At 71.8% G+C, this 25,119-nt stretch carries 21 protein-coding genes; 13 read left to right on the top strand and 8 right to left on the bottom strand.

Annotated features, from left to right (window positions below):
• Positions 1 to 66: 66 nt before the first annotated feature.
• Positions 67 to 474 carry a PilZ domain-containing protein gene (locus tag DK427_RS16250; RefSeq protein ID WP_109952170.1) on the top strand — a complete coding sequence of 136 codons (408 nt, stop codon included), beginning with the start codon at positions 67 to 69 and terminating at the stop codon, positions 472 to 474.
• Positions 475 to 592: 118 nt separating this feature from the next.
• On the opposite strand, the gene DK427_RS16255 is transcribed toward DK427_RS16250, so the two are convergent.
• The gene (locus DK427_RS16255) at positions 593 to 1,042 is read right to left on the bottom strand and encodes an HIT family protein (RefSeq protein WP_245930589.1); all 450 of its coding nucleotides are present in this window, start codon (positions 1,040 to 1,042) and stop codon (positions 593 to 595) included.
• Positions 1,043 to 1,207: 165 nt separating this feature from the next.
• Between DK427_RS16255 and DK427_RS16260 the strand changes: the two genes are divergently transcribed.
• The 5 genes from DK427_RS16260 (at position 1,208) to DK427_RS16280 (ending at position 7,415) form a co-directional block, all read left to right on the top strand.
• Complete coding sequence (locus DK427_RS16260) at positions 1,208 to 2,170, top strand: cation diffusion facilitator family transporter (RefSeq protein ID WP_109952172.1); 963 nt, start codon at positions 1,208 to 1,210, stop codon at positions 2,168 to 2,170.
• A gap of 183 nt (positions 2,171 to 2,353) precedes the next feature.
• Positions 2,354 to 3,733: an ethanolamine ammonia-lyase subunit EutB gene (locus DK427_RS16265; protein WP_109952173.1), complete on the top strand. Its 1,380-nt coding sequence runs from the start codon at positions 2,354 to 2,356 to the stop codon at positions 3,731 to 3,733.
• Positions 3,730 to 4,506, top strand: coding sequence for an ethanolamine ammonia-lyase subunit EutC (gene eutC, locus DK427_RS16270; RefSeq protein ID WP_109952174.1), 777 nt, complete (start codon positions 3,730 to 3,732; stop codon positions 4,504 to 4,506). The genes DK427_RS16265 and eutC overlap by 4 nt, the downstream gene beginning before the upstream one ends.
• A gap of 292 nt (positions 4,507 to 4,798) precedes the next feature.
• Positions 4,799 to 6,529 carry a dihydroxy-acid dehydratase gene (ilvD, locus tag DK427_RS16275; RefSeq protein WP_109952175.1) on the top strand — a complete coding sequence of 577 codons (1,731 nt, stop codon included), beginning with the start codon at positions 4,799 to 4,801 and terminating at the stop codon, positions 6,527 to 6,529.
• A gap of 73 nt (positions 6,530 to 6,602) precedes the next feature.
• Positions 6,603 to 7,415: a tetratricopeptide repeat protein gene (locus DK427_RS16280; protein ID WP_425452475.1), complete on the top strand. Its 813-nt coding sequence runs from the start codon at positions 6,603 to 6,605 to the stop codon at positions 7,413 to 7,415.
• A 28-nt stretch (positions 7,416 to 7,443) separates the two neighbouring features.
• Here DK427_RS16280 and truA read toward each other — a convergent pair whose 3' ends face one another.
• The 4 genes from truA to recR all read right to left on the bottom strand — a co-directional run bounded on the left by truA (position 7,444) and on the right by recR (position 10,354).
• The gene (gene truA, locus DK427_RS16285; RefSeq protein WP_109952177.1) at positions 7,444 to 8,196 is read right to left on the bottom strand and encodes a tRNA pseudouridine(38-40) synthase TruA; all 753 of its coding nucleotides are present in this window, start codon (positions 8,194 to 8,196) and stop codon (positions 7,444 to 7,446) included.
• 1 nt (position 8,197) lies between these two features.
• On the bottom strand, positions 8,198 to 9,130 hold the full coding sequence (gene fmt / locus DK427_RS16290; protein WP_109952178.1) for a methionyl-tRNA formyltransferase: 933 nt from the start codon (positions 9,128 to 9,130) through the stop codon (positions 8,198 to 8,200).
• A gap of 10 nt (positions 9,131 to 9,140) precedes the next feature.
• Positions 9,141 to 9,656, bottom strand: coding sequence for a peptide deformylase (def, locus tag DK427_RS16295; protein ID WP_109952179.1), 516 nt, complete (start codon positions 9,654 to 9,656; stop codon positions 9,141 to 9,143).
• Positions 9,657 to 9,748: 92 nt separating this feature from the next.
• Positions 9,749 to 10,354, bottom strand: a complete 606-nt coding sequence (gene recR / locus DK427_RS16300) for a recombination mediator RecR (protein WP_109952180.1) — start codon at positions 10,352 to 10,354, stop codon at positions 9,749 to 9,751.
• Between the two features lie 402 nt (positions 10,355 to 10,756).
• Here recR and DK427_RS16305 point away from each other — a divergent pair, with 402 nt between their 5' ends.
• Positions 10,757 to 12,376 carry a phosphoenolpyruvate carboxykinase gene (locus DK427_RS16305; protein ID WP_109954213.1) on the top strand — a complete coding sequence of 540 codons (1,620 nt, stop codon included), beginning with the start codon at positions 10,757 to 10,759 and terminating at the stop codon, positions 12,374 to 12,376.
• Between the two features lie 165 nt (positions 12,377 to 12,541).
• Here DK427_RS16305 and DK427_RS16310 read toward each other — a convergent pair whose 3' ends face one another.
• Together DK427_RS16310 and DK427_RS16315 are read right to left on the bottom strand one after the other, a co-directional pair.
• Positions 12,542 to 15,043, bottom strand: a complete 2,502-nt coding sequence (locus DK427_RS16310) for a PBP1A family penicillin-binding protein (protein ID WP_109952181.1) — start codon at positions 15,041 to 15,043, stop codon at positions 12,542 to 12,544.
• Between the two features lie 104 nt (positions 15,044 to 15,147).
• Positions 15,148 to 15,813, bottom strand: coding sequence for an HdeD family acid-resistance protein (locus DK427_RS16315; protein ID WP_109952182.1), 666 nt, complete (start codon positions 15,811 to 15,813; stop codon positions 15,148 to 15,150).
• Between the two features lie 190 nt (positions 15,814 to 16,003).
• Here DK427_RS16315 and DK427_RS16320 point away from each other — a divergent pair, with 190 nt between their 5' ends.
• Together DK427_RS16320 and DK427_RS16325 are read left to right on the top strand one after the other, a co-directional pair.
• The gene (locus DK427_RS16320; protein WP_245930590.1) at positions 16,004 to 17,272 is read left to right on the top strand and encodes an HlyD family secretion protein; all 1,269 of its coding nucleotides are present in this window, start codon (positions 16,004 to 16,006) and stop codon (positions 17,270 to 17,272) included.
• Positions 17,269 to 18,858 carry a DHA2 family efflux MFS transporter permease subunit gene (locus DK427_RS16325; protein WP_109952183.1) on the top strand — a complete coding sequence of 530 codons (1,590 nt, stop codon included), beginning with the start codon at positions 17,269 to 17,271 and terminating at the stop codon, positions 18,856 to 18,858. Before DK427_RS16320 ends, DK427_RS16325 begins: the two co-directional genes overlap by 4 nt.
• A 54-nt stretch (positions 18,859 to 18,912) precedes the next feature.
• On the opposite strand, the gene DK427_RS16330 is transcribed toward DK427_RS16325, so the two are convergent.
• Positions 18,913 to 20,130: a transglycosylase SLT domain-containing protein gene (locus tag DK427_RS16330; RefSeq protein WP_109952184.1), complete on the bottom strand. Its 1,218-nt coding sequence runs from the start codon at positions 20,128 to 20,130 to the stop codon at positions 18,913 to 18,915.
• Between the two features lie 325 nt (positions 20,131 to 20,455).
• On the opposite strand from DK427_RS16330, the gene DK427_RS16335 reads away from it, so the two are divergent.
• The 4 genes from DK427_RS16335 to DK427_RS16350 all read left to right on the top strand — a co-directional run bounded on the left by DK427_RS16335 (position 20,456) and on the right by DK427_RS16350 (position 24,978).
• Positions 20,456 to 21,646 (top strand): inositol-3-phosphate synthase, encoded by a 1,191-nt coding sequence (locus DK427_RS16335; RefSeq protein ID WP_109952185.1) that lies wholly within the window; start codon positions 20,456 to 20,458, stop codon positions 21,644 to 21,646.
• The gene (locus DK427_RS16340) at positions 21,646 to 22,578 is read left to right on the top strand and encodes a hypothetical protein (RefSeq protein WP_109952186.1); all 933 of its coding nucleotides are present in this window, start codon (positions 21,646 to 21,648) and stop codon (positions 22,576 to 22,578) included. The genes DK427_RS16335 and DK427_RS16340 overlap by 1 nt, the downstream gene beginning before the upstream one ends.
• A 190-nt stretch (positions 22,579 to 22,768) precedes the next feature.
• The gene (locus DK427_RS16345; RefSeq protein ID WP_109952187.1) at positions 22,769 to 23,953 is read left to right on the top strand and encodes a class I SAM-dependent methyltransferase; all 1,185 of its coding nucleotides are present in this window, start codon (positions 22,769 to 22,771) and stop codon (positions 23,951 to 23,953) included.
• On the top strand, positions 23,953 to 24,978 hold the full coding sequence (locus DK427_RS16350; RefSeq protein WP_109952188.1) for a Gfo/Idh/MocA family protein: 1,026 nt from the start codon (positions 23,953 to 23,955) through the stop codon (positions 24,976 to 24,978). The genes DK427_RS16345 and DK427_RS16350 overlap by 1 nt, the downstream gene beginning before the upstream one ends.
• Positions 24,979 to 25,119: the final 141 nt, after the last annotated feature.

Raw genomic sequence — 25,119 nt, forward strand, 5'->3', positions numbered from 1 at the left:
CGGGAAAGGTTTCTTAAGAGCCGCGGTGCCAGGATCGGGACCGAAACCGATCCGGAGGCGGGTGAGATGTCGGCGGAGCATCGCAACGAGGTGCGCCAGCGCGTATTCCTGAAGGGGCGCATCAGCTTCAACAACGGCGCGTCCTCGATGGACTGCATGGTCCGGGACTTCTCGGCCTCGGGCGCCCGGCTGGCGCTCAGCGAGACCGCGACGCTGCCCGCGACCTTCGACCTCTACATCCCGCAGAAGGACCGTACCTTCCGGGCCACCCTGCGCTGGCGCCGTGCGGACGGCATCGGCGTGACCTTCGCGGAGGAGGCCGCGGCCCCCGCCCCGGCTGCGCCGGCTGCGGAGACCGCCGACGCGCCCCTGACGGTGCTGCTGCGCCGGATCGCCGAACTGGAGGCCGAGAACGCGGCGCTTCGGCGGGTCCTCGCCGGCATGGCCCAGGCAGGCGGAACCGCGGCGGCCTGAGCGATACAACCTCCCTGTCCCCGTCTGCGGGGAGAGGGGTCCACGCACGCCCGAACCGAGCGTGCGGCAACCGGTTCCCGCCGCTCGCGCTTCGACGCCGAGCCGGCCTTCGCCGGCCCTACCCCTTCAGGGCCGCCCGGATCCGCTCCGCGTGCTCGGCCAGCAGGGCGTTGTCGGCCATGCCGCCCTCGTGGCGCTTCAGCGGCACGCCCTCCCGGCGCGGGATGATGTGGACGTGCAGGTGGAACACCGTCTGCCCGCCCGCCGGCTCGTTGTACTGGAAAACCGTCAGCCCGTCCGCCGCGAAGGCCGCCTTCACGGCGCGCGCCACCCGCTGCACGCTCGCGATCAGGGCGGCGAGCGCCTCCGGCTCCGCGTCGAGCAGGCCGCGCGAGGGCGCCTTCGGGATCACCAGGGTGTGGCCCTCGCCCTGGGGCATCACGTCCATGAAGGCCAGGGTGTGGTCGTCCTCGTAGACCCGGTGGGCCGGGATCTCGCCGCGCAGGATCTTGGCGAAGACGTTCTGGGGATCGTAGGCGGGCGTGGTCGCGGACATCGTTGCGGACATGGCGGCTCCGGTCGTCTCCTCGGTCGCCGCACGATGCCGAACGGCCCCTCATCCGTCCACCGCCCGCGGACGGCGCGGCGTTGGAACCTTGGCCTCTGCCGGCTCATTGCAGGCTCACCCGTATCCCGGCCGGTCCGCGTGCCGGCCCAGCCAGGACAGACCCGCATGGCCGAGAGCACCGGCGCCATCTACACCGCCGCGGGCGCCAACCTCGCCATCGCGGCGGCGAAGTTCGTGGGCGCCTTCCTCACCGGCTCGACCGCGATGCTGGCCGAGGGCGCGCACTCGTTGGTCGACACAGCGAACCAGATCCTGCTGCTGGTGGGCTTGAAGCGGGCCAAGCGCCCGGCGGACGCGCGCCACCCCTTCGGCTACGGGCGCGAGATCTACTTCTACGCCTTCGTGGTCGCGCTGATGATCTTCCTCGGCGGCGGCATCTTCGCGATCTACGAGGGTGCGGAGAAGATCATGCATCCCGAGCCGGCGGCCGACGCCACGATCCTGGGCTACCGCCTCCCGGGCTTCTGGGTGAACGTGGCGATCCTCGGCTTCGCCATCGCGGCGGAGGGCTATTCCTGCCTCGTCGCCGTGCGGGCCTTCTGGGCCGAGAAGGGGGCGCGCCCGCCGATCACCGCGATCCGCCGCAGCAAGGACCCGTCGCTGTTCACGATCCTGGTCGAGGACGTGGCGGCGCTCATCGGCCTCGTGATCGCCTTCACGGGCGTGGTGGCGGCCCATCTCCTCGACATGCCGGCCCTCGACGGCTGGGCCTCGGTGGGCATCGGCCTCGTGCTCGTCGGCATGGCGATCTTCCTGATGATCGAGACGCACGGCCTGCTGATCGGCGAGGCGGCCGACCCGGAGGTGGTGGCGCAGATCCGCGAGATCGTGCGCTCCGAGCCCGGCGTGCGCCACGTCAACGAGGTGCTGACCCAGCATCTCGGTCCCGACGACATCCTGGTGAACGTCAGCCTGGACATGGCGGACGACCTCTCGGGCGCCGAGATCGAGAGCGCGGTGACGCGCCTCGACCGGACGCTGCGGGCGCGCAACAGCGAAGTGACGCGGGTCTTCATCGAGATCCAGGACCGTCGGGCCTCGGGCCGGGGCCTGGAAGCGGCGGCCTGAGTCGCGAAGCCGCCGCTTCGGCGGGCAGGGCCGTCGCACGGGCGCCGCAGCGGGACGACGCGTCCGCGGGCGTGGTTCTTGCTGACAGGATGGGTGCGAGGGGCCTGACGGACGCGCGGGGCATCGCCATGCGCGCCCGGTCTGATACGCTGAGCCGACGTCACGAGCCCGAGAGGTGCCCCGATGGCCTACCGCCACGTCGTCGGCCCGCGAAGCTTCGCCTTCGCCGACCTCGCCACCCTGATGGCGAAGGCGACGCCGCCCCGCTCGGGCGACCGGCTCGCCGGGATCGCGGCCGAATCCGCGGAGGAGAGCTGGGCCGCGCGCTGGTGCCTCGCCGAGGTGCCCCTGCGGGAGATCCTGGCCCGGCCGCTGATCCCCTACGAGGACGACGCCGTCACCCGCCTGATCCTCGACGGGCACGACGAAGCCGCCTTCCGGGAGATCGGCCACCTCACGGTCGGCGATTTCCGCGAGTTCCTGCTCACCGCCTGCTCCGAGACGCTCGCCCGCATCGCCCCGGCGGTCACGCCCGAGATCGCCGCGGCCGTGTCGAAGATCATGCGCAACCAGGACCTGATCCTGGTCGCCCGCAAGGCCCGCGTGGTGACCCGGTTCCGCAACACGATCGGCCTGCCCGGAACGCTGGCGGTGCGGCTCCAGCCGAACCACCCGACCGACGATCCGGCCGGCATCACCGCGGCGATCCTCGACGGGCTCTCCTACGGCTGCGGCGACGCGGTGATCGGCATCAACCCGGCCTCCGACTCCGTGCAGGCATTGGGCGACCTCCTGCACCTCCTCGACGAGCTGATCCAGCGCCACGCCATCCCGACGCAATCCTGCGTGCTCACCCACGTCACCACCACGCTGGAGGCGATGGAGCGGGGCCTGCCGGTCGATCTCGTCTTCCAGTCGATCGCCGGCACGGAGGCGGCGAACGCGAGCTTCGGCGTGACGCTCGACCTGTTGAGGGAGGCCCACGACGCGATGCTCGGGCTCAAGCGCGGCAGCGTCGGCGACAACGGGATGTATTTCGAGACCGGCCAGGGCTCCTGCCTCTCGGCCGACGCCCATCACGGCATCGACCAGCAGACGCTGGAGGCCCGCGCCTACGCGGTGGCGCGTTCCTTCCGGCCGCTCCTCGTCAACACGGTGGTGGGCTTCATCGGTCCCGAATACCTCTACGACGGCAAGGAGATCATCCGGGCGGGGCTGGAGGACCATTTCTGCGGCAAGCTGATGGGCGTGCCGCTGGGGGTCGACGTCTGCTACACCAACCACGCCGAGGCCGATCAGGACGACATGGACACGCTCCTGACGCTGCTGGGGGCTGCGGGCTGCACCTACATCATGGGCGTGCCGGGCGCCGACGACGTGATGCTGAACTACCAGTCCACCGCCTTCCACGACTCGCTCTACCTGCGCGAGGTGCTGGGCCTGAGGCGCGCGCCCGAGTTCGAGGCCTGGCTCCACGCGATCGGCCTGACGGACGGGGCAGGGGCCCTCGTCGCGGGCGCGCAGAACCGCCTGCTCGCCGACGCGGCCGGGCTCGCCGCGTGAGCGAGGCGGAGATCTGGGCCCGGCTCGCCCGGCTCACCCCCGCCCGCATCGGCCTGGGCCGGGCCGGCAGCGGCCAGACCACCCGCAGCGTGCTCGCCTTCGGCCTCGCCCACGCCCAGGCGCGCGACGCGGTCCACACGCCGCTGGACGCGGAGGCGGTCCGGGCCGGCGTCGAGGCGCTGGGCCTGCCCACGCTCGGTGCCGCCTCGCGGGCGGAGGACCGCGCCACCTACCTGCGCCGGCCCGATCTCGGCCGCAGCCTCGCTCCGGAGAGCCGCGAGGCGCTGGCCGCCGCCGCGGGCGAGGCTTGCGACCTCGCCCTCGTGGTCGCGGACGGGCTCTCGGCCCGGGCGATCCACGAGAACGCCGTGCCGGTCCTCGAAGCCTTCCGGCCCCGCGCCGCGGAGGCCGACTGGCGCCTCGCGCCGGTGGTCGTCGCGGGCCAAGCCCGCGTCGCGCTGGGCGACAGCATCGGCGAGGCCCTGCGGGCACGCGCCGTCGCGGTGCTGATCGGCGAGCGGCCGGGCCTGTCCTCGCCCGACAGCCTCGGGATCTACCTGACCTACGGGCCCCGCCCCGGCCGCTCGGACGCCGAGCGCAACTGCATCTCGAACGTGCGCGCGGCCGGCCTCAGCCCCAACAAGGCGGCCTTCCGGCTCGCCTGGCTCCTCGGGCAGGCGCTCAGTCGCGGCCTCACCGGCGTGCAGCTGAAGGACGAGAGCGACCGGATGCTCGAGGCGCCGGACCGGACGGCGGCACTCCCCCAAGCTTAGCCCGGATCCTCATCGGTATTCGGAGGCCCAAGCGTGGCTGTGGCGGGGTCGCAACACCGCGAAAGCATCCCGGGTTTGCCCCGAGTGCTGCCCCGAACCGCCCCGTTCCCGCCATAAACCGGGACCACCTCAGCATCGGCGGTAAACGGCAGATTCTGCAACGCTTTACCGCGCTGTTGCGAGGGATTCCGGACAGCGTTTCAGCCCTTCGCGCATCGCCGCAAGGCGATGTGGAACGGCCGCGCGCACCCCATATCCGGGATCGTCGCCGAGTACGGACAGGGCCCGGGTCATGGACGCGCGCGTGAACGACAAGTCGAAGCTGCCGAGCCGGCACGTGACCGAGGGTCCCGACCGCGCGCCGCACCGCTCGTACCTCTACGCCATGGGCCTGACCCGCGAGCAGATCCACCAGCCGCTCGTCGGTGTCGCCTCGTGCTGGAACGAGGCCGCCCCCTGCAACATCTCGCTGATGCGCCAGGCCCAGGCCGTGAAGAAGGGCGTCGCCGCCGCCCACGGCACCCCGCGCGAGTTCTGCACCATCACGGTCACCGACGGCATCGCCATGGGCCATGCCGGCATGCGCGCCTCGCTGCCCTCGCGCGAGGTCATCGCCGACTCCGTCGAGCTGACCATGCGCGGCCACGCCTACGACGCGCTCGTGGGCTTGGCCGGCTGCGACAAGTCGCTGCCCGGCATGATGATGGCGATGGTGCGCCTCAACGTGCCGTCGATCTTCATCTACGGCGGCTCGATCCTGCCCGGCTCCTTCCGGGGCCGGCCGGTCACCGTGCAGGACCTGTTCGAGGCGGTCGGCAAGGTCGCGGTCGGCGACATGAGCCTGGAGGATCTGGACGAGCTGGAGCAGGTCGCCTGCCCGTCGGCCGGCGCCTGCGGCGCGCAGTTCACGGCCAACACCATGGCGACCGTCTCCGAGGCGATCGGCCTCGCGCTGCCCTACTCGGCCGGCGCCCCGGCGCCCTACGAGATCCGCGACAAGTTCTGCGCGGCGGCCGGCGAGAAGGTCATGGAGCTCATCGCCAAGAACATCCGCCCGCGCGACATCGTCACCCGCAAGGCGCTGGAGAACGCCGCCGCCACCGTCGCGGCGTCCGGCGGCTCGACCAACGCGGCGCTCCACCTGCCGGCGATCGCCCACGAGTGCGGCATCGAATTCACCCTGTTCGACGTGGCCGAGATCTTCCGGCGCACGCCCTACATCGCCGACCTCAAGCCCGGTGGGCGCTACGTCGCCAAGGACATGTTCGAGGTCGGCGGCATCCCACTCCTGATGAAGACGCTCCTCGACCACGGCTACCTCCACGGCGACTGCCTGACGGTGACCGGCCGCACCATCGCGGAGAACCTCGAGAAGGTGGCCTGGAACCCGGACCAGGACGTGGTCCGCCCGGCCAACGCCCCGATCACCCCGACCGGCGGCGTCGTCGGCCTGCGGGGCAACCTCGCCCCCGAGGGCGCGATCGTGAAGGTCGCGGGCATGCCGGCGGAAAAACAGGTCTTCACCGGCCCCGCCCGCGTGTTCGATGGCGAGGAGGCCTGCTTCCAGGCGGTGCAGAACCGGACCTACAAGGAGGGCGAGGTTCTGGTGATCCGCTACGAGGGCCCCCGCGGCGGCCCCGGCATGCGCGAGATGCTCTCCACCACGGCCGCCCTCTACGGCCAGGGCATGGGCGACAAGGTCGCGCTGATCACGGACGGGCGCTTCTCGGGCGCAACCCGTGGCTTCTGCGTCGGCCATGTCGGGCCCGAGGCCGCAGTCGGCGGCCCGATCGGCCTGATCCGTGATGGCGACCTGATCACGCTGGACGCGATCAAGGGTACGCTCGACGTCGCACTGTCAGACGACGAGCTGGCCGAGCGCCGCAAGGCCTGGGCGCCGCGCCCGAACACTGCGACCTCCGGCTACCTCTGGAAATACGCGCAGGGCGTCGGCCCGGCGGTGACCGGCGCCGTGACCCATCCGGGCGGCGCCAAGGAGACGCAGACCTATGCGGACGTCTAGGTCCGACCTCAGCCGGACTGCGTGGCCGGTCGAGGCCGATCCGTGTCGGCCTCGGGCACTTGAGATGCTGCGCATGCTCGGTTTCGCGGGGCTCGCGGCAGCGATGACGCTCGCCTCCGTTCCGGCCCCGCGCGCGCTCGACGCGGCAGCGCGCACCCCCGTGGCGGAGAAGACCTACCGCTCGGCCAAGGACGCGCTGCGCGCGGGCGTGCGCGAGTACAACGCGGGCGACAAGGAGGGCGCCGCGCGCGCCCTCGAATACGCCGCCGGCCAGGGCCACGCGCTGGCCCTGTGGAAGCTCGGCCGCATGTACGCGGACGGGGACGGCGTGCCCCACGACGACCTCAAGGCCTTCGAGTACTTCTCGCGCATCGCGGATGCCGGCACCGACGACGCGCCGGACGCGCAGATCGCCGGCGTGACCGCGAGCGCCTTCAACGCGCTCGGCGCCTACTTCCTCGACGGGATCAAGGGCACCTACGTGCGCCCGAACCCGACGCGGGCCTACGACATGTTCAACTACGCGGCGTCCTATTTCGGCGACCCGAACGCGCAGTACAACCTCGCCCGGCTCTACCTCGACGGGACCGGCGTCGATGCCGATGCCCGCCAGGCGGCGCGCTGGTTCAACCTCGCGGCCGAGAAGGGACACCACCCGGCCCAGGCACTCTTGGGCGACATCCTGGTCAACGGGATGGGCGGCGTGCCGGTGCAACGGGTGCGCGGCCTGATGTGGCTGGCGCTCGCCCGCGAGGGCGCGCAGGGGCGCAAGGACGAGTGGATCGTCACGCTCTACGAGAAGAACTGGGCGGCCGCGAGCGAGGACGACCGCGCCGACGCGCAGGCCCAGATGCAGACCGTGGGCTCGATCAAGCGGAGGCGGTGAAGACCGCCTTCCGCATCGAGGGGCCGGATCAGGCGTAGTCCACGCCCGAGAAGGTCAGCCCGCAGGCCGGGGCCAGCGGGCCGCAGCGGTGCTTGGCCTTCGTGGCCAGGATCTCGGCGACGTCGTCGCCCGTGAGGCGGCGCGAGCCCGCCAGCATCAGCGTGCCGACCATCGCCCGCACCTGATGGTGCAGGAAGGAGCGCGCGGCCGTCGCCACCACGATCTCGTCGAACAGGCCGAAGCGCACCCGCGCCACGTCGAGCTGCTCCAGCGTGCGCACGGGGCTGTTGGCCTGGCACTCCGCCGCGCGGAAGGCCGAGAAGTCGTGCCGGCCCAGAAGCCGCTGGGCGGCCGCGTGCATCAGCTCCGCGTCGAGCGCCCAGGGCACCTGCCAGACATGGGCGCGGGTCAGCGCCGCGGGGCTGCGCCGGTTGAGGATGCGGTAGCGGTAGTGCCGCCGGATGGCCGAGTGCCGCGCGTCGAACGTCTCCGGCACGATCTCGGCCGAGAGCACCGCCACGGGCTGCGGACGGAGGTGGGCGTTCAGCGCGTCCCGCACGGTGTCGGTGCGCCACTCCTTGGCGAGGTCGAGATGCGCCACCTGCCCGATCGCGTGCACCCCCGCATCGGTGCGCCCGGCGCAGGTGAGCCGCACGGCCTCGCCCGAGAAGCGCAGCACCGCCGCCTCAACGGCCGCCTGCACGGTCGGGTCCTCCGCCTGCCGCTGCCAGCCGCAGAAGGGCGCGCCGTCGTACTCGATGACGAGCTTGTAGCGGGGCATGTCAGCCCGCGAACCGCGCGCCGGGCTCCAGCCGCGCCCCGCGCAGAAACTCGGCGCCGCTGGCGACCCCGCCCTTGCCGGCGCGACGCAGTTCGAGCAGGCGCACCGCGCCCGTGCCGCAGGCCACGGTGCAGTCGCCGTCGAGGAGCGTCCCGGGCGCGCCGGAGCCGGCCTCGGGGAGCGCCCTCAGCACCTTCACGCGCTCCGGTCCCTTACCGAGATCCGCCTCGAAGAAGGCGCCGGGAAAGGGCGACAGGCCGTTGACCTGCCGGGCGACCGCTTCCGCCGCCTGCGACCAGTCGATCCGCGCCTCATCGTTCGTGATCTTGTGGGCGTAGACGACGCCCTCCTCCGGCTGGGGCACGAAGGCGAGGTCGCCCGCCTCCAGTTGCCGGAGTGCCCGCGCCATCAGGTCGGCGCCCAAGGGCATCAGGGCATCGTGCAGCTCGCCCGCGGTGAGGCCCGGGGTGATCGGCACCCGCGCCTCCAGCGCCACCGGTCCGGTATCGAGCCCGGCCTCCATGCGCATCACGCCGACGCCGCTCTCGGGGTCGCCCGCCATCACGGCGCGCTGGATCGGGGCGGCGCCGCGCCAGCGCGGCAGCAGCGAGCCGTGCAGGTTGAGGCAGCCGTGGCGGGGCAGGGCGAGGATCGCGGGCGGCAGGAGCATGCCGTAGGCGACGACGACCGCCACGTCCGCGCCGTGGGCCGCGAAGGTCTCGGCGGCCTCAGGCCCCTTCAGGCTCGCGGGGGTCAGCACCGGCACGCCGAGCCGGTCGGCGAGCGCGTGGACGGGGGAGGGGCGCAAGCTCATGCCGCGACCCGCCTTGGCGGGCGCGCGGGTGTAGACGGCGGCGACCGCGTGGCCGTCCTCGGCGATCCGCGCCAGCGTCGGCACCGCGAAGTCCGGGGTGCCCATGAAGACGACGCGCATCCCGGTGGCCTCAGGCGGCGTCGCGCTTGGCCGCCTTGGCGAACTTCTTCATCACCCGGTCGCGCTTCAGCTTCGAGATGTGGTCGATGAACAGCACGCCGTTGAGGTGATCGATCTCGTGCTGCAGGCAGGTGGCGAGCAGGCCGTCGGCCTCGATCTCCTGCTCCTTGCCGTCGAGATCGCGGAAGCGCACGCGCACGCGGTCGGGCCGGGTCACCTCGGCGTAGTAGTCAGGGATCGACAGGCAGCCCTCGTCGTAGACGCGCGTCTCCTCCGATTCCCAGGTGATCACCGGATCGAGGAAGACCTGCGGGCGGCGGACATTCTCCTCCTTCGAGGTGTCGATGGTGACGATGCGCTTCTGGACGCCGATCTGGATCCCGGCGAGCCCGACGCCGGGCGCGTCGTACATCGTCTCCAGCATGTCGTCGGCGAGCTTTCGGATCTCGCTGGTGACGGGGCCGACCGGCTCGGAGACGAGGCGCAGGCGCGAATCCGGCAGGATGACGAGGGGAAGGATGGCCATGGCTCGATCGGGGCGGGGCGCGCGGGCGTCTGAGGAAGCGTTTCGAATAGGGTGGGGCGCAGTGCCGGTCAAATGACGGGCACAGAACGCCCTCAGAACGCCGTGCGGCTGCGGATCGCCGCCATGAGGGTGCCCTCGTCCAGGTAGTCGAGCTCGCCGCCCACCGGCACGCCGTGGGCGAGGCGGGTGACCTTCAGGTCGAGGCGCCGGATCGACTCGGTGACGTAGTGGGCGGTGGTCTGGCCGTCGACCGTGGCGTTCAAGGCCAAGATGATCTCCTTGACCGCCGGGTCGCTCGCCCGCTCGACGAGGCTCGCGATGTTGAGGTGTTCCGGCCGCACGCCGTCGAGCGCCGAGAGCACGCCGCCGAGCACGTGGTAGCGCGCCTGGACCGCGCCCGAGCGCTCCAGCGCCCAGAGGTCGGAGACGTCCTCCACCACCACGAGCGTCGAGGGATCGCGGGCGGCATCGCGGCAGATCGTGCAGGGGTCGCTGGTATCGACGTTGCCGCAGGCGTGGCAGACCACGATGCGCTCGGCCGCAACCCGCATGGCGTCGGCGAGGGGGCCGAGCAGCGTGTCGCGCTTCTTGATGAGCTGCAGCGCGGCGCGGCGTGCAGAGCGGGGCCCGAGCCCCGGCATCCGGGCGAGAAGCTGGATCAGGCGCTCGATCTCCGGACCGGCGACGGCTTGCGGCATCGGGGACTCTCGTGTCGGGGCAGGCCGATTCCGGCGGGCGGCGCGCCCGCCATAGCGGGGCGGGGGGCCGGCCGAAAGGGTGGTCTGCTGGGTTACAATATAGGGGTTCCGTCGCCCCCGCGCCCGCCCGTGCGACCATCGTTCAGGATACAGACAGGCGGTCGGCTCCAGTCACGCGCGGCGGCCCGGCTCTGCCGGCCGCGCTCCGAACTCTGGGGCCGTGGGGCGGACCTACGCCCAAAGTTCGGATTGACCGGGCGGCTCGTGCCGCCCGACCAAGGCAGGGTCGGGAGCGGAGAACCAGCGTGCGGCGGTCCTGAACGACCGCACGGACGCTCCCCAAGGCCACGGGCAAGCCGGGGCCGGAACCAAAGCGCGAACAGGGGCTCGGGAGTGACGATCGTGACCAATATCGGTGAGTTCAACGCGGGCCACGGTGCCGAGGCCATCGGCCTTCGCGATCTGAAGGCCGTCCACTGGAACCTCGAGGCGCCGCGCCTCTACGAGGAGGCCCTGTCGCGCAAGGAAGGGCAGCTCGCCCGCGGCGGCGCCCTGGTGGCGACCACGGGCAGCCATACGGGCCGCTCGCCCAAGGACAAGTTCGTGGTGCGCGACGCGGCCACGGAGAACGAGATCTGGTGGGACAACAACGGCGCGATCACGCCGGAGCAGTTCGAGACCCTCTACCAGGACTTCCTGAAGCACGCCGAGGGCCGGGAACTCTTCGCCCAGGACCTCTACGGCGGGGCCGATCCGGCCCACCGGGTGAAGGCCCGGGTCTTCACCGAGTTCGCGTGGCACTCGCTGTTCATCCGCAACCTGCTAATCCGGCCCGACCGCTCGGAGATCGGGGCCTACGTGCCCGACATGACGATCATCGACCTGCCGAGCTTCCAGGCGGACCCCGCCCGGCACGGCTGCCGCTCGAAGACGGTCATCGCCATCGACTTCACCCGCAAGATCGTGCTGATCGGCGGCTCGGCCTACGCGGGCGAGATGAAGAAGTCGGTCTTCACCTACCTGAACTACATCCTGCCCGGGAAGGGCGTCATGCCGATGCACTGCTCGGCCAACGCCGCGCTCGACGCCGAGGGCGGCTCGGCGATCTTCTTCGGCCTGTCGGGCACCGGCAAGACCACGCTCTCGAACGATTCCTCGCGCCAACTGCTCGGCGACGACGAGCACGGCTGGTCGAACGAGGGCATCTTCAACTTCGAGGGCGGCTGCTACGCCAAGACCATCCGCCTCTCGCGCAACGCCGAGCCCGAGATCTACGCCACCACCGAGCGCTTCGGCACGGTGATGGAGAACGTGATCATCGATCCGCTCACCCGGGTGCCGGACTTCGACGACGCCTCGCTCACCGAGAACACCCGCTGCGCCTACCCGCTCGACTTCATCGCGAACGCGAGCGCCACCGGCCGGGCCGGGCACCCGAAGAACATCGTGATGCTGACCTGCGACGCCTTCGGGGTGATGCCCCCGATCGCCAAGCTGACCGGCGCCGAGGCGATGTACCACTTCTTGTCCGGCTACACCGCGAAGGTGGCGGGCACCGAGCGCGGCCTGACCGGGCCGGAGGCGACCTTCTCGACCTGCTTCGGCGCGCCCTTCATGCCGCGGCACCCGAGCACCTACGGCAACCTGCTGCGCGATCTCATCGCCAAGCACAGCGTCGATTGCTGGCTCGTCAACACCGGCTGGACCGGCGGCGGCGTCGGGACCGGCCGCCGCATGCCGATCCGCGTGACCCGCCGCCTGCTCTCGGCGGCGCTCGACGGCTCGCTGGCCCAGGCCGAGTTCCGCCGCGACCCATATTTCGGCTTCGCGGTGCCGGTCTCGGTGCCGGGCGTCGAGCCGCACATCCTGACCCCGGTGAAGACCTGGGCCAACAAGGGCGCCTTCGTGGAGACGGCCGCGCGGCTCGTGAAGATGTTCGAGGACAACTTCAAGCGCTTCGAGGCCCATGTCGATGCCGACGTGCGGCAGGCCGGTCCGTCGGCTCAGGCAATCGCCGCGTGATGTGAATGAAGGGGCCGCCTCGGGCGCCCCCCGTGTGAGACGGGCCCTCCTCGCCGCCGGCGGGGAGGGCTTTTTCGTGATCTGCCCCCCACCCGCTCGGAGGCTAGGATCCCCTCTCCGCGCGCGGGGAGAGGGGATCCGCGCCCTGCTCGGCGAGCGGCGCCCTCAGCGCTCGCGGCCCCACAGCCCCACGCGCTCGGAGCGGGCCTGCTCCTCGGCGGCCAGCAGGTCCTGCGGCGCGTCCTCGCTCGCCCGCGCGCCGCCGGCCGCCAGGATCAGGGCGGCGAGGTCGTCGCCGTCGATGCGGCAGCGCATACCGTCGCTCTCGGGCGCGCAGCTGACCTCGCGGCGGCGCAGATACCGGGCGAGCTGGCGGGCGAGCGCGCCGCCCTGGCCCTCGACGCCAGCGAGCCGCACCACACGGCCCCGGAACGACAGGGTGCCGGTATCGATCACCTCCGGCACGCCGCGCGCCTCGGCGCCCGCGGGAATCGCGGCGGGCGGGACCGGGGCCGACGGATTCGGGGCAGGCGCCGGAGCCGGGGCGGGCGCCGGCTCGGCGCGGGCGGCGGAGGGGCGCTTGCGGCCCTTGGCGAGCTGGGCCGAGGCCCGCTGCACGAAGTCCCGGAACATCGCGGCCGGCAGGTCGCCGCCGCCGACCCGGTTCATCGAGCTGTTGTCGTCGTTGCCGACCCATATGCCGACCACCATGTCGGGCGTCACGCCGATGAACCACGCGTCCCGGTAATCCTGGGTCGTGCCGGTCTTGCCGCCGACCGCCAGCCCGGGGACCTTGGCGGCCTTGCCGGTGCCGGAATCGACCACCGCCTGGAGCGAGTCGAGCATCATGGTGCGGCTGTCGCCGGGGAGCCCCCGGGTCGCGGCCGGATCCGGGCGCAGGTAGAGCGGCTGGGGCCCGCCGCCCCGGATCGCGTGGACCGCGTAGGTCTCGAGCGGCGTGCGGTTGGCGAGCACGCCCGCATAGGCGCGGGTCATCTCCAGCAGCGTCACCTCGGCTGAGCCGAGCGCGAGACTCGGCACATTCGGCAGTTCCGACGTGACGCCCAGGGACTTGGCGGTGGCGATCACCGCCGGAATGCCAAGCTCGTCGCCGAGCTGGGCCGCGATGGTGTTGACCGAGAGCGCGAAGGCGCTGCGCAAGGGGAGCGCGCCGCGGAAGCGGTTGTTCGAATTCTGCGGCTCCCAGTCGCCGATCTGGACCGGGCGGTCGACCAGAACCGAGTCGGGGGAGAGCCCCTGCTCGTAGGCGGTGAGGTAGACGAAGAGCTTGAAGAGCGAGCCGGCCTGGCGCTTGGCCTGGACCGCGCGGTTGAACTGGCTGTCCTCGTAATCGCGCCCGCCGACCATCGCCAGGATCGCGCCCTGGGGCGAGAGGGCCACGAGGGCGGCCTGGGAGACCTTCTTCTTCGTCCCCTCCGCGTCGAGGCGGCGGGCGATGACGCCCTCGGCCAAGCTCTGCAGGTCGAGATTCAAGGTCGAGCGCACCGTGAGGTCGCCGCCCGTGTCGGTGAGGCGCTTGGCGTCCGCCTGCACCGTGTCGAGGAAGTAGTTGGTGCCGGGCGGCGTCTCGGGCGGCGTGCGCAGCGTCACGGTCTTGGCGCGGGCCGCGTCCGCCTCCTTGGTGGAGATGGCACCAGTCTCGACCATCGCCTGGAGCACCACGTCGGCCCGCTCCTTGGCGCCGCCGAAATTGCGGGTGGGGGCGAGCTGCGAGGGGGCGCGCACGAGGCCCGCCAGCATCGCGGCCTCCGGCAGGGTCAGCTGCTTGGCGGGCTTGCCGAAATAGCGTCGCGCCGCCGCGTCCGCCCCGTAGGCGCCCGCGCCGAAATAGGCGGTGTTGAGATAGCCCAGCAGGATGTCGCTCTTCGACATCTCGCTCTCGGCCCGAAGCGCCAGGAAGGCCTCCTGGATCTTGCGCCGGAGCGTCTTCTCCTGGGAGAGCGAGGTGAGGCGGACATATTGCTGGGTGATGGTCGAGCCGCCCTCGCGCACGCCCCCGCCGAGCGCGTTGCGGTAGGCGGCGCGCAGGAGTCCGCGCAGGTCCACGCCCCAGTGGCCGTAGAAGCGCCGGTCCTCGATGGCGACGATGGCCTGTGCCAGCGTCGGCGGCAGGTCGGCGGCGGTCAGCCGCTCGCCCCGGAAGGCGCCGCGGGTGGCGAAGACGCGCCCGTCATCGGCCTCGACGGTGAGCGCGCGGCTGCCCGGATCGTTCGAGACGGAGCCCAGCGGCGGCAGGGTCAGGAAGGCGGCTAGCACATAGAGCAGCAGGGCGCCCAGCGGCAGGACGAGGACCAGCGCCAGGATCGCGAGGGTGCGGCGCTGGGGCCGGAAGGCCCGGCGCGGCGCGGCGGCGGCTCGCTCGGGTGCAGCTTGCTCGGCGGGGGCGGCCCCCGGGGATGCGCCGGCCGCGGCGGGGCGCCGGGCCCTGAGCCGCTCGGCAGCACTACCGAGGCCCGCGGCGCCGCGGGCACCGAGCCGGCTCCCGCCGCGGAGAGCCGCGCGGGCGGCGCCGGCGCCGAGGATGCCGAGCTGGCGCGCGAGGGCGCGGGCGGCCGAGGCCGCCTCGCGGGCGGCCGCGCGGGTATCGGGGTCGGGCCGCGGCTCCGGCGCGCCGGGGCCCGGGCGTTCCGGATCGGGAGGGCTCATCGCATCCGCCGCCAGCGGCCGGGCCGCCTGTCACGCTTGTCCACGGCCGTTCTTAGACGAATCCCGCCCGAGCCCGCTACGACCCGAAAGCCTCACGTTCCGGTTCAGGGCTGCGCCAGCGGCCCCGGCCGCCCCGCCGCCTCGTGGCGCCCGCGCAGGCGGAAGGCCAGGATCAGCAGCAGCACCCCGAAGGCCACGGCGTAGCCGCCGAGCCACCACGTCAGCACCAGCGCCGACATGCCGGGATTGATCAGGAGCGCGATGCCGAACAGCACAGAGACGGCCCCGCCGAGCCCGAGCCACCAGCGCCCGTAATGCAGGTGCAGCCGGAAGGCCGCCGCGATCATCAGGCCGCCCGAGAGGAGGGCCCAGGCCGCCACCAGCAGCACGAAGGCCCAGACCGCCGCGGCCGGCACCAGGAAGGCCGCCGCGCCGACCGTGATGTCGACGAGCCCCTCGAAGAGCAGGAAGCCCCAGCGCTCGTGCCGCTGCGCCGCCCGCACCGCCGCGACGATGCCGAAGATCCCGTCGACGACCATATAGGCCGAGAAGAACAGCACCAGGGAGAGCACGAAGGCGGCCGGCGCCACGAGGGCGGCGATTCCGAACAGGATGGCGAACACGCCCCGCAGGGCGACGAGCCACCAGTTGCGGGCGAGCACCGTGCTCATCGCGTCGAGCCGGGCCGGCCCGGTGAGGGGAACGCCGGAGGGGCTCAGGCCTCCGCCGGAGGAAGGAGCTCCTCCGGACGCGTCGGACGTTCCTGCCATGCCAAGTCCTCCGGCGGCGTGACGGCGCGTGCCACCCGCGATTCTGCCGCAACGCAGCGTGGCGGGCGCCGTTCCGTGCGACGCGAGAGCCCGGGATGGAACTTTGGTGGCATCCGTACCTTTTGGGTTTCGAGGCGGGTTCATCCGAGGCGCAGCCCCCAGGGGGCGCCTCCTTCGGCAATCAGCATCCATGCTCGACGATCAGCGGCAGGCCGCGCCCGCCGACGCGTTCCCGCGCCGGTCCGAGGCGGACGTGGCGCGCGACCAAGACGGCGCGCGCGACATCCTCGACCTTCAGCCCGCCGCGCGCCGGCCCGGCGACCGGGAGGACGCGCGAGAGGACGCGCCGGAGGGCAAGGAGGCCCGCAAGGAGGCCGGGACGCGGGATCCCGACCAGGATGGCGGGGACGAGACGGACGAGGCCGAGCGCCCGGGCGTGCTGCGGCGCCATCCTTGGTGGTTCGTGCTCGGCGGCCTCGTTCTCGTGGCGCTCGGCGTGGCCACGTTCCTCTACTGGCAGGTCTACGTTCATCCCTACGAGACCACCGACGACGCCTTCGTGGACGCGCGCAGCTTCACGATCGCCCCGAAGGTCGGCGGCTACGTCGTGGCCGTGCCGGTCACCGACAACCAGCACGTGAAGCCCGGCGACACGCTCTTCCAGATCGACCCGCGCGACTACCGCGTCGCGCTGGAGCAGGCCGAGGCGCAGGTGCAGGCGGCCGAGGCGGCGATCGAGAACGTCGACGCGCAGATCGCGGCGCAGCGGGCGCAGATCGAGGTGGCGCAGGCCCAGGTCGACACCGCGCAGGCGGCGCTGAAATTCGCCCAGGAGGATGCCGACCGCTACCAGAAGCTCGCCGAGCGCGGCGCCGGCACCATCCAGCAATCGCAATCCTCGACCTCTACCCTGCAGCAGCGCCAGGCCGCGCTGACGAGCGCCAACGCGAACGTAGTGGCGGCCGAGCGGCAGGTCGGCTCACTCAAAGCCCAGCGCGCCAGCGCCGAGGCGCAGCTTGCCCAGGCCAAGGCCCAGCGTGACCAGGCCCGGCTCAACCTCGGCTACACGACCGTGACGGCGGCGCAAGGAGGCCGCGTCGTGCGTCTCACCGGCGGCGTCGGGGAATACGCCCAGGCGGGCCAGAGCCTGTCGATGTTCGTGCCCGACGCGATCTGGATCACCGCGAACTACAAGGAGACCCAGGTCACCGACATGCGCCCGGGCCAGAACGTCGACGTCACGATCGACGCCTATCCGGACCGCAAGATCACCGGCCGGATCGACTCGGTGCAGCCGGGCTCCGGCACCGCCTTCAGCCTGCTGCCCGCGCAGAACGCCACCGGCAACTACGTGAAGGTGACGCAGCGCATTCCCGTGAAGATCGTGGTCGACGCCTGGCCCACCGATGTCTCGATCGGTCCGGGCATGTCGGTGGTGCCGAAAGCCCACGTGCGGTGAGCGCCGCCTCCTCCGAAGCGCCCGGGGGCCACAACCCCTGGGCGGTCGCCCTCGTGGTGGCGCTCGCCACCTTCATGGAGGTGCTCGACACCACGATCGCCAACGTCGCGCTCCGCTACATCTCGGGCGGCCTCGCGGTCGGGCCCGACGAGGCGGCATGGGTGGTGACGAGCTACCTCGTGGCCAACGCCATCACGCTGATCGCGTCGAGCTTCCTAGCCAAGCGCTACGGGCGCAAAGCCTTCTTCATGTGGAGCGTGGCGCTCTTCACGCTCGCCTCGATCCTGTGCGGCTTCGCCTGGAGCCTGGAATCGCTGCTGCTGTTCCGGGTGCTCCAGGGGCTCGGCGGCGGCGGCATGGCGCCGCTGGCCCAGTCGATCCTGGCGGATTCCTTCCCGCCCGCGAAGCGGGGCCAAGCCTTCGCCCTCTACGGCGTCGCCATCGTGGTGGCGCCGGTGATCGGCCCGACGCTCGGCGGCTGGCTCTCCGACAACGCCTCCTGGCACTGGTGCTTCCTGATCAACGGGCCGATCGGCGTGATCGCGCTCGGCCTGATGTACTGGCTGATCGAGGACAGCGAGGCGGCCAAGCGCAAGCGCCGGGACTTGCGGCGGAAGGGGGTGCGCTTCGACCTTGTCGGCTTCCTGCTGGTGGCGCTCTTCCTCGGCTCGCTTGAGGTCGTCCTCGACGAGGGCCAGCGCAAGGACTGGTTCGGCACCTCGACCCTGATGAACGTCTTCGGCGTGCTCACCGTGGTCGCGTTCTGCGCCATGATCCCGTGGCTGCTGACCCGGAAGAACCCGGTCATCGACCTGCGCCTGCTGAACAGCCGCCAGTTCGGCGCCTGCTTCGTGGTGATGCTGTTCACCGGTGCGGTCCTGATCGCCACCACGCAGTTCATCCCGCAGATCACGCAGGAGTACTACGGCTACACCGCCACCCTGTCGGGGCTGGTGCTCGGCCCCGGCGGCCTCGTCACGGTGGCGATGATGGCGCTGGTCGGGCGGCTCTCGTCCTTCGTGCAGCCCAAATGGCTGATCGCGACGGGCGGGGCGATCGTGGCCGCCGGGATGTACGACCTCACCCGGATCTACGGCGACACCACGTTCTGGTTCTTCGCGTGGTCGCGGATCTATATCGGCATCGGCCTGCCGATGATCTTCCTCTCGGTGACCTCGGCCTCCTACGAGGGGCTGCGGAAGGAGCAGACCGACCAAGCCTCGGCGCTCATCAACGTGGCGCGCAACGTCGGCGGCTCGATGGGCGTGTCGCTCGCCCAGAACATCCTGGCCTATCGCAGCCAGTTCCATCAGAGCCGGCTGGTGGAATCGGTCGATCCGTCGAGCCCGGCCTACCAGGAGACCCTGGCGCAGGCGACGCGCTACTTCCAGCAGCACGGGCTGGCGGGGCCGGACGCGCAGAATCAGGCCATCGCCTGGATCGGCAGCCAGCTCTCCACCCAGGTGGCCTACTGGGCCTATATCGACGTGTTCTGGGTGCTCGGCGCGATGACCGCCTGCCTCGTGCCGCTGGCGCTCATCCTCAAGAACGTGAAGCTCGGCGGAGGTGCGCAGGCGGCGCATTGAGGCATGCGCGATCGCCCTCCCCCGCAGAAGGGGGAGGGAGAGTTGCGCTGGCCGTTACAGCCCCGCGGGCAACGCCTCGGTGACCTGCACGCGGCCGGTCTCGGCGGGCTCGGCGACGCGCACCGGGGTCTCGTCGCTCTCCGGCTCGGGCTGGCGGGCGAGCGCGGCGACGCCCTCGTAGCGGCTCAGCCGCTTGTCCATCATGCCGTCGATGCGCTCGTAGACCTCGGCGACCGTGAGCCCGCGGCGGCCCTTGCCGCTCTTCTGCGTGAACAGGCTGCGGTTCGCCCGCGCGGCGGAGCGGAACGCCTTCTGGGCCGAGGCCTCGGGCTTGTCGCTCGACAGGCTGAGGAAGCGGCCCGCGCTCGCGGTGCCGAGGAAGTGGGCGAAGTACAGCTCGGTCGTGCTCAGCTCGCGCCCGACCCGCGCCTCGATCCGGCCGCGGTCGCGCTTCACCAGCTCGGCCGCCATCAGGCAGGCGACATAGGGGTCGTTGCGGAGCGACAGCACCCGCTGGCGCATCCCGTCCGCGACCGAGATCGCGCCGCCGCGGCCCTTCACGGCCGCCGCCTCCGCGGCGAGCCCGTAGCGGGCGCCGTAATCGCGGATCATCTCCAGCCAGGTCGCGGTCACGAACTGGAACAGGCCCTGCGCCGAGGAGGTCGCGGCCTTCACGTCCGTGTCGAAGCTCGATTCCTTGTCGGCGAGCGCCATCATGTAGACCGGATTGACGCCGGCCTCCTCCGAGGCCCGCAGGATCGTGTCCACCACCCGGCGCGGCACGCTCATCGGGCCGAACTTGATCTTCTCCTCGGCGGCGTCCCGCACCGGCTGGGGCAGGGCGGCGAGGTCGCCCTCGATCAGCGCGGTCGTCGCAGGCTCCTGCTCGGGGACCGGCACGCCGGTCCACACGGCATCGGAACCAACCTCGTCCCGGGGCGTTTCGATCTCGGACGCGGCAGCCCCCACGGCCTCTGCCGCGGCCTGCGCCTCCAGGGCCTGCGCGGCGCGTGGGCTCAGGTCGATGCGGTCATGGGCCGAGGCGACCGGCGCGAATGCGGTCTGCGGCAGGGCGAGACCGGCCAGGAGTGCGGCCACCAGCGTGGCGCCGCGGCGGGTCTTCGCACGACGGGTCTTGGCAAAGCTCCGGCGCTCTTGTCCGCGCACGGCCCGCGGCAGCCACGCCACGGTCTGATCCTCGCAAAAGGTCTCGCAAGGCACGAGACGGCTCACGTCGTCGGCGCAGCGCGCCGGCTCCGGGACAACCCCCATGTCTGGTCCTTCTTGTGCCGCGGCGTTCGTTGGCCGGGCTTTCGTTCAGCGCCGGCTCTATCCACAGCCGACGTGACCAGAATGGGACGCTGCCGTGATCCTCGCGTGATCCTCGCGTGGCAGGACGGATGCGGCGTTACGTCCTCGGAATTCTGCCGATTCGCCGCCGTGTTCAGGCTCGGCTCATCCAAACCGCGCCACATCTGTGTTCGTGCCGGGCTTGGAACGAGGCCCGTACGCTCCAGTTACAGGGCCCCGCGGCGGCAGCCCGACAGTGACCACGACAAGAGCCGCCGCGCCACGCAGTTGAGGAAGTACCCGTCCGATGAGCATGCAGACCGGTCGCCGTGTCGGCGTTGCCTTCGTTGGTATGGGTGGGGCCGTCGCCACCACCGCCATCGCCGGCATCGAGATGATCAAGTCCGGATCGAACCGACTCGACGGGCTGCCGCTCGCCGGCGTCTCCGTCGCCGGCATGGCCGACTACAAGGACCTCGTCTTCGGGGGCTGGGACCTCAACGGCGACGATCTCGCCGCCGCGGCCGCGGGCCACGGCGTCCTGACGAAGCAGGATATCGAGAACGGCGCCCAGGTGCTCAAGGGCATCACGCCCTGGCCGGCGGTCGGCAGCGCGAAGTTCTGCAAGAACATCGACGGCCAGAACCGCATCGTCGCCAAGGACCACCGCGAGGCGGTCTCGGTCATCGCCAACGACCTGCGCCGCTTCCAGAAGGAGAGCAACCTCGACGAGGTGGTGGTGGTCAACCTCGCCTCGACCGAGCGCTGGCCCGACCTCAGCGACCCGACCCTGAACTCGGCCGAGGCCTTCGAGCGGGGCCTGGATTCAAGCGACGAGTCGATCTCGCCCGCGATGCTCTATGCCTACGCGGCGATCAAGAGCGGCGTCCCCTACGCCAACTTCACGCCTTCCGTCGCCGCCGACGTGCCGGCGCTGCTGGAGCTCGCCAAGGAACTGAACGTCCCGGTCGCCGGCAAGGACGGCAAGACCGGCCAGACCATGATGAAGACGGTGCTGGCCCCGGCCTTCAAGGCCCGCGCACTGCACGTCGACGGCTGGTTCTCGACCAACATCCTGGGCAACCGCGACGGCCTGGCGCTGAACGACCCGAACTCGCTGCAGTCGAAGCTCAACACCAAGGGCACGGTGCTCGACTCGATCCTCGGCTATCCGGTCGAGGACCACTTGGTCCACATCCACTATTACCGCCCGCGCGGCGACGACAAGGAAGCCTGGGACAACATCGACGTCACCGGCTTCATGGGCCAGCGCATGCAGATCAAGGTGAACTTCCTCTGCAAGGACTCGATCCTGGCAGCCCCCCTGGTGATCGAGATCGCCCGCGTGCTGGATCTGGCCAAGAAGCGCGGCGACGGCGGCGTGCAGGAGCAGCTCTCGACCTTCTTCAAGGCTCCGATGGTCAAGAACGGCCACGGGCCCGAGCACGCCTTCGGCAAGCAGGAGAAGATGCTGCGCGACTGGCTCGGCGTGAACTGATGGCCGCGGCCGATCAGGGTGGGGCCCCCTCGGGCCCCGCCGCACCGCTCGAGCTCCGGGACCTCCTGGTCGAGCTGAACGACCTGAAGCGCGTCCGCTCGGCGGGCCGCACCGGCTCCATCGCCGAGCGCCTGTTCGCGCAAGGGTGGGGGATGCTGACCGGCGGCGCGAGCCCGGAGGAGGTCGCCCTCGACATCACCGCCACCGCGCTCGCCGCCACCCGCCTCTGCGACCTCGACGCGGCCTTCCTGGCCTCGGCCGGGCTCTCGGACGCGGCGGTCGCCGAGGTGCTGGTCTCGGGCTTCGACGCGGTGACGGACGCGCTCGATCCGGCGCTGCGCGAGCGGCTGCGCGAGCGCCTCCAGATCCGCACCGAGGTGGTGCCGGGCCCGCTGCCGGGCTTCGTCGCGGCGCTCGCCCAGCAGCCGCGGGCGGGCGTGACCTGCCCGGGCCGCGCCCGGATCCTCCTCGAGCCGCCCGAGAACCACGCCGAGCACTGCCTGATGGTGGCGGTCTACGGCGTGGCGCTCAGCCCGTTCTACCGGGCCGATCCCGCGACCGTGTTCCTCGCCGCGATGGCGCACCACTTCCACAACGCCGCGATGCCGGATGCCGGCTTCACCGGCGAGATGCTGCTCGGTGACCATCTCGGGCCGATCATGGAGACCACCGCGCGCTGGGCGCTCGACGCGCTCGATCCTGCTCTGCGCGACCAGGTCGTGCGCGCCCGCGCGGTGCTGCCCGACGACGCGACCGCCGAGGGCCGCGCCTTCCACGCCGCCGACTGCATCGACCGCGTGCTCCAGATCGCCCAGCACCTAAACGCCGCCTCGCTGACGATGCAGACGGTGCTGGATGACATGGAACTCGTGCATGCCGGCCCGGTGAAGGGTTTCCACGACCGCGTTCTGGCCGATATGCGGATTCCGTGATCGGGAGGAACCCGCGAGACCGTTCCGGGGCAGGGGACTGCTCCGGGCCCGGCGTCGCGGGTCTCCCGTTCGGGCCTAGAGCCGCGCCCGATCGCGTTGCAATCGGGCGCGGCTCTAAGCTCTTGTTTTGACGTGCTCTCTTGCGCCGAACCGGCGTCCACTTCGGCGGAGAGCGCTCTAGATTGAGTCCATGATTCCCTTCGCCCTGCGCTCGCCCGAGACCGGCAACCCGCTCCGCGCCGACCGCCCGCACTCGCTCGCGGACGAGGAGACCGGCGCGCGCTGGCCGGTCATCGACGGCATCCCCTATCTGCGCATCAACCGCGCCCAGCTGATCGAGCGCGTGATCGCCCATCTCGACGCGGGCGAGCCCGACGAGGCGCTCTGCGCGCTGCTCGCCGACCAGGACGATTGGTGGACCGGGCCGCCGGCCGACGCGGGCGAGATCCGACAGCTCGTCAAGAGCCGCGCCACCGCCACCCTGCGCGACGCGGTGCGGCTCCTCGGCTGGGGCCGGGTCGGCGACTACTTCCTGCACCGTTGGAGCGACCCGACCTATCTGGCGGGCCTCGCGCTCTTGGAAGCGCACTGGAACGAGCCGACCTGCGTCTTCGAGTTCGCCTGCGGCATCGGCCACTACCTGCGCGAGCTGAAGCGGCGCGGCCACAAGGTGGCGGGCGCCGACGTGGTCTTCGCCAAGCTCTGGGTCGCCCGGCACTGGGTGGTCGGGGACAAGGCGCAGCTCGTCTGCTTCGACGCGGCCTCGGAGCACTGGCCGATCCCAGGCGCACCGGTCGACCTCGTGCTCTGCAACGACGCCTTCTACTTCCTCGACGACAAGCCGCGCCTGCTCGAATCCCTGCGCCAGACGGCCGGCGACGACGGCTGGCTCGCGATCAGCCACATCCACAACGCCGAGAGCCCCGGCTTCTCGGCGGGCCGCGCGGTGACCGCAGAGGACATCGCCGAGCTGTTCCCGGACGCCCTCGTCTACGACGACGCCGAGCTGACGCGGGCGCTCGTCGAGGCCCGCGCGCCGGGCCCCCGCGAGCCCGGGGAGCTGCGCGCCTGCGAGGCCTTCTCGGTGGTGGCCGGGCCCGGCATGCGGCCCGCCCCGCGCGCGGTGATCGACGGCCTCACCCTGCCGCCGGCCGGCACGGAACTCCACCTCAACCCGCTCTACCAGCCGGACGCGGGTGGCGGCTTCACCATCCGCTGGCCCTCGGAGCGCTACGAGGCCGAGTACGCCCGCCTCGTCACCTACCCGCTGCACTCGGAAGGGCCGGAGCGCCTGCGCTTCACCGGGGTGCCGGAGGCGGCGGAATCCGACCGGGTGCGGCGGCGCGAGTTCGTCGACCTGCCGGAGCGCTGGTGATGGAGCCCGTCCGCTGGGGCATCGTCGGCTACGGCTGGGTCGCCCGCGACTACATGGCGCCCGGCATCCGCGAGGCCGGGCACCGGCTGGTCGCGGTCTGCGATCCCGGCGAGGCGGCCCGCGCGGCCGCCGAGGCCGAGGGAGCGCGGGCCTACGCGAACCTCGCCGGCCTGATCGCCGATCCCGAGGTGGAAGCGGTCTACGTCGCGACGCCGAACCATCTCCACCGCGAGGCCGTGGAGGCGCTGGCCGCCGCGGGCAAGGCCGTGCTCTGCGAGAAGCCGATGGCGGCCTCGCTCAGCGACGCCGAGGCGATGGCGGCGGCCGTCCAGGCCCACGGCATCTTCTACGGCACCGCCTTCGACCAGCGCCACCACCCGGCCCACCGCCTGATGCGGGACGCGGTCCGGACCGGACGCCTCGGCACCGTGACGGCTTTGCGCATCGTCTACGCCTGCTGGCTGCACCGGGACTGGGCGCCGCAGGCAGGCCACGACAACTGGCGCATCGATCCGGCCCGGGCCGGGGGCGGCGCGCTGATCGACCTCGCGCCGCACGGGCTCGACCTCGTGGATTTCCTGCTGGACGAGTCGATCCGCGAGATCGCCGCCCTCACGCAGGCGCGCGCGCAGGATTACAGCGTGGACGACGGCGCCCTGCTGATCGGCCGCACGGAGAGCGGCGTGCTGGCGAGTCTCAACGTCGCCTACAATTGCCCGGACGCGCTGCCGCGCCGCCGCCTGGAGGTGGTCGGCACGCGCGGCCAGATGGTCGCCGAGAACACGATGGGGCAGGTGGCCGGCGGCCGCCTCACGTTCATCGACGGTGCATCGGGCGCGGCCCAGGATGTCGCCTTCGACAGGGACGCCTCGCCCTTCACCGAGCAGGTGCGCGCCTTCGGCTCGGCGCTGCGCCGCCCGGCGGAGCGCGAGGCCTACGCGGCGGCGCGGGATCTCCACACGATGCGGCTCGTCGTGGGCGCCTACGCGAGCGACCGGGGTGGGGGCGGGAGGTTCGAACCGTGATGCACGCCGACCTTCACCTCAGCGCCGTGCTTCCGGATCATCACCTTGAAGATCGCGGCCTCCCCTCTCCCCGTGCGCGGGGAGAGGGCTCCGGCGACCTGGTCGTCGCCGGAGCGAGCCGGCGCATCGATCCTGAAGGGA

Source organism: Methylobacterium radiodurans (assembly GCF_003173735.1).
Lineage (GTDB): Bacteria > Pseudomonadota > Alphaproteobacteria > Rhizobiales > Beijerinckiaceae > Methylobacterium > Methylobacterium radiodurans.

What these genes read in the sequence shown, in the direction of transcription:
- truA (WP_109952177.1), bottom strand. Translation starts at nt 8,196, where the DNA reads ATGCCCCGCTACAAGCTCGTCATCGAGTACGACGGCGCGCCCTTCTGC.
- DK427_RS16350 (WP_109952188.1), top strand. Translation starts at nt 23,953, where the DNA reads ATGGAGCCCGTCCGCTGGGGCATCGTCGGCTACGGCTGGGTCGCCCGC.
- DK427_RS16320 (WP_245930590.1), top strand. Translation starts at nt 16,004, where the DNA reads ATGCTCGACGATCAGCGGCAGGCCGCGCCCGCCGACGCGTTCCCGCGC.
- ilvD (WP_109952175.1), top strand. Translation starts at nt 4,799, where the DNA reads ATGGACGCGCGCGTGAACGACAAGTCGAAGCTGCCGAGCCGGCACGTG.
- DK427_RS16330 (WP_109952184.1), bottom strand. Translation starts at nt 20,130, where the DNA reads ATGGGGGTTGTCCCGGAGCCGGCGCGCTGCGCCGACGACGTGAGCCGT.
- recR (WP_109952180.1), bottom strand. Translation starts at nt 10,354, where the DNA reads ATGCCGCAAGCCGTCGCCGGTCCGGAGATCGAGCGCCTGATCCAGCTT.
- DK427_RS16310 (WP_109952181.1), bottom strand. Translation starts at nt 15,043, where the DNA reads ATGAGCCCTCCCGATCCGGAACGCCCGGGCCCCGGCGCGCCGGAGCCG.
- def (WP_109952179.1), bottom strand. Translation starts at nt 9,656, where the DNA reads ATGGCCATCCTTCCCCTCGTCATCCTGCCGGATTCGCGCCTGCGCCTC.
- DK427_RS16255 (WP_245930589.1), bottom strand. Translation starts at nt 1,042, where the DNA reads ATGTCCGCAACGATGTCCGCGACCACGCCCGCCTACGATCCCCAGAAC.
- fmt (WP_109952178.1), bottom strand. Translation starts at nt 9,130, where the DNA reads ATGCGCGTCGTCTTCATGGGCACCCCGGACTTCGCGGTGCCGACGCTG.
- DK427_RS16335 (WP_109952185.1), top strand. Translation starts at nt 20,456, where the DNA reads ATGAGCATGCAGACCGGTCGCCGTGTCGGCGTTGCCTTCGTTGGTATG.
- DK427_RS16265 (WP_109952173.1), top strand. Translation starts at nt 2,354, where the DNA reads ATGGCCTACCGCCACGTCGTCGGCCCGCGAAGCTTCGCCTTCGCCGAC.
- DK427_RS16345 (WP_109952187.1), top strand. Translation starts at nt 22,769, where the DNA reads ATGATTCCCTTCGCCCTGCGCTCGCCCGAGACCGGCAACCCGCTCCGC.
- DK427_RS16315 (WP_109952182.1), bottom strand. Translation starts at nt 15,813, where the DNA reads ATGGCAGGAACGTCCGACGCGTCCGGAGGAGCTCCTTCCTCCGGCGGA.
- DK427_RS16340 (WP_109952186.1), top strand. Translation starts at nt 21,646, where the DNA reads ATGGCCGCGGCCGATCAGGGTGGGGCCCCCTCGGGCCCCGCCGCACCG.
- DK427_RS16250 (WP_109952170.1), top strand. Translation starts at nt 67, where the DNA reads ATGTCGGCGGAGCATCGCAACGAGGTGCGCCAGCGCGTATTCCTGAAG.
- DK427_RS16280 (WP_425452475.1), top strand. Translation starts at nt 6,603, where the DNA reads ATGCTCGGTTTCGCGGGGCTCGCGGCAGCGATGACGCTCGCCTCCGTT.
- DK427_RS16260 (WP_109952172.1), top strand. Translation starts at nt 1,208, where the DNA reads ATGGCCGAGAGCACCGGCGCCATCTACACCGCCGCGGGCGCCAACCTC.